This is a genomic window from Saccharopolyspora sp. NPDC000995 (assembly GCF_053599315.1).
This window is the reverse complement of record NZ_JBSFLZ010000267.1, coordinates 1-2,917: the sequence shown is the minus strand read 5'-3', so window position 1 is coordinate 2,917 and position 2,917 is coordinate 1. Positions and strand designations below refer to the sequence as shown.

The following is a 2,917-nucleotide window of genomic DNA, read 5'->3' as shown; positions in this document are numbered from 1 at the left end:
GACACCAGATCCGTCAACCGGGCACCAGCCGCCACACCATCACCCGCCACAGCCCAAGATCACACCACAAGATCAACTTAAGCTAAGCGGCATTGAGTCATAGCCCGGTTGCAGTACCCGGTGCAGCATCAGGAACGTGATGATCGGCCGGGTCGAGCTTCCAGCCGACAACCGGGTCTCCAACGGCTGCGCCGCCCACCCTCGCGGGTCCGGCCAGCGTCCGAAGAACACCCGAGCCGCCCACGTGTAGGCGGCGTTTCCTCGCCTGGTCCGCCGCAAGTAGTCCAGGTAGGCGGCGTGCAGATCATCACCGGGAGCGGATGCGATCGCGAGCGGCATCGAATTCTGCTTTCACGTGCGCTGGAGCCAGATGGTCTGGCGACGTCAGATATTCCAACTGTCTGAATGCCTCTCATCATTGGGGCGTTCGGCGGCTGATCTCGGCGGCGTAGGTGGCCCAGTCGCCGCTGCTGGCTCGTTGCCAGGCGACCGCGACGCTGATGTGGATGCCGAGCATCTTGGCCAGGACGGCAGCGGGCAGGTCTGTGGCGAGTTGGAACAGGGCGGTGGATCGTGTTTGTCCGGGTTGCAGTCCGAGTTGGCGGAGTCGTTGGCCCAGTTGGTAGGAGCTGATGGGGCGGCCAGGTTGTCCGCCGGGGAACAGCCAGGGCGAGGCTCCTTTGTCGCCGATCGCGGCGTGACCGCGGCGGGAAGCGACGAGCTGCAGGGTGAGTCCGGCAAGGGGTTCGGGCAGCACGACGGGTTCACGGCCGAGTCGCAACCGTACTTCGTGGTCGTGGTATTCGATGTGGTCCAGGGTGAGGCGGCTGATGGCCGATGGCCATTGGGCGTAGAGCAGGATCAGCAGGCCGGCGACGCGGTCTTCGGGTTTGACGGATGGGTCGTGCAACAGCCAGCGGGCTTGTTCCCAGCGTGTTTCGGTGTCGATGATGCGTGCTGGTCCGCCCCACCTGGTTGCGGGATAGCTCAGCCGGGTCAGCTTTTGTTTCTTGGCCCATCGGACGAAATGCCCGGCTTCGACCCGGTGTGTGGCGTTGTCGTCGGTGAGCCAGCGATCGAGATCGGGCTGCCCGCAGGTAGCAAGCGTCAGATCGTGCGAGGCCAGCCAATCGAGGAAGACCATCGCGCCACGAAGGTGCTGGCGAACGGTTGCGAGCTGGTTGTGGGTGGTTTCGGCGCCCTCGACTCGGCCGCGCAGCCGGCGGAGCAGGTGCCAGATGCCGTAGCTGCGCAGCAGTTGCTGTTGGGCGGGCGGGCGTTCGGCGATGGCCCGGGTGATCCAGCGTTCGAGCCGGGACATCTGCTCGTCACGGTGGGGCAGCGCGCCAGCGGCGACCAGAATGCTGCGCAGGTGTTCAACCGGTTTGCCGGGTGGCAATGCGTCCACTGTCTCGTGGGTGAGTTCGCCGCGAGTGCGCAGTTCGTGCAGGATTGTGGGTGTTGTGCTTCTGTTGAGCCAGCTTTCCACTGTGGACGGATGGCTGGTGGCGGTCACGGTTTGGTAGAACGCCTGCAGGTGCTCGGGTATCTGCCCGTCCTCGGCAGCGAGAAGTTCGCGCAGCCGACGGTTGATGGTGCACCGGGCGCAGCGGCCGACGTGGATCCGGCCAGGTTGCCCGCAGGTCGGGCAGCTGCGCCAGAAGTCGGCGTCTGGGCGGGCGCAGGTCGAGCAGAGCGGTTCGGCGAGGGTTCCGCCGCGAAGCCGGGCGGTCTCGGATGCCGCTCGATGCGGATGTTTCTGTGAAAACTCCGTGCGTGTGCTGTCCCTATCCGGGGCGTAGGACGGAGTTCAGGAATGTCACCAGCATCGTGGAGGCATTCCATGAACCCATCACAGCCCACCCCACGCACGCCCCGTGCGCGCCGCGCGCAGCCGGACGTCAGCGGCCCGGCCTCTCCATCAGCACCCCGCCGAACCCCACGAAACCCGCGCGAGCGGGCTGGCGCGAGCACACCAGCGACGGTGTGGGCCTGCCAAACGCCCCCGATCGACCCCGACGATCCCTGGCCCACCGCGCTCCTAGACAAGATCGTCACATCCTTCACCACACCCCACGACGAGGTCATCCTGCTCGACCTGCAGGCCACCACCCGTCCCCACGACCTGCCCGCGACCCGCTCCGCAGAATCCGGCGGCCTCACTACAGCAGAAGCCGCCGTCAGCCAACTCGACCGCACGGTCAGCATCACCCCCACCCCCGCCGAACCCACCACCAGGCACTCACCCAGCCAGCCCCGCCCCGGCTTCGCACCCGACGGCATTCCGGACACACCACCGCTGCCCCGCCCGTCGTCAACGGAAGGCGCAGGCAAGTGCCGCGCGAACTTGGTCATCGCGAGCCTGCCACCGCAGCACGCTGACACGCGGACCTGCGATCACCTCGCCCAGACCGCGGCCCGGCTACTGCGCACCGGCGGGATCCTCGCCGTACTCACCCACACCCACACCGCACAGGGACAGCTCCTCGACCCCACCGGCTCCGTCGTCGCGGCGGCACAAAGCGCGGACCTGCTCTACCTCCAGCACATCGTCGCCCTGCTCATCCCGATCCGGCACGGCCGCCTCCACACCGAGAACGACCACCCACACGGCTCCGCGCCAGGCACCTCCGCAAGGCCGGTGCGGCATCGCCGTGTCCACGCCGACGTCCTCGTCTTCGCCCAACCACACCAGCACACCGACCCGCACCCCCAATTCGGGCCCGACACCGGCGCCATCCGATGACGTACCCCCACCAACACCCCACGCCTGACCACGCCGAAAAGAAGGACATCCCTATGCGCGATCACACTGGACCCCGCACCCCTCTTTGTCAGGATGAGATGAGACACCTGGTGTGAGTACCGGGTACCAGAGCGAGGGCGGGATCGGAGATCCTGATAGCCGTGTCCACTT

General features: G+C 66.9%; 3 protein-coding genes. 1 reads left to right on the top strand and 2 read right to left on the bottom strand.

Translation table 11 applies throughout. The features are described 5' to 3' along the window. Positions 1 to 72 precede the first annotated feature (72 nt). Complete coding sequence (locus tag ACWDKQ_RS35625) at positions 73 to 339, bottom strand: hypothetical protein (protein WP_450143147.1); 267 nt, start codon at positions 337 to 339, stop codon at positions 73 to 75. A 76-nt stretch (positions 340 to 415) separates the two neighbouring features. Continuing rightward, a complete protein-coding gene (locus tag ACWDKQ_RS35620; protein ID WP_450143146.1) occupies positions 416 to 1,516 on the bottom strand; it encodes a hypothetical protein in 1,101 nt (366 codons plus the stop codon). 468 nt (positions 1,517 to 1,984) lie between these two features. Here ACWDKQ_RS35620 and ACWDKQ_RS35615 point away from each other — a divergent pair, with 468 nt between their 5' ends. Beyond that, positions 1,985 to 2,746, top strand: a complete 762-nt coding sequence (locus tag ACWDKQ_RS35615) for a hypothetical protein (protein ID WP_450143145.1) — start codon at positions 1,985 to 1,987, stop codon at positions 2,744 to 2,746. Positions 2,747 to 2,917: the final 171 nt, after the last annotated feature.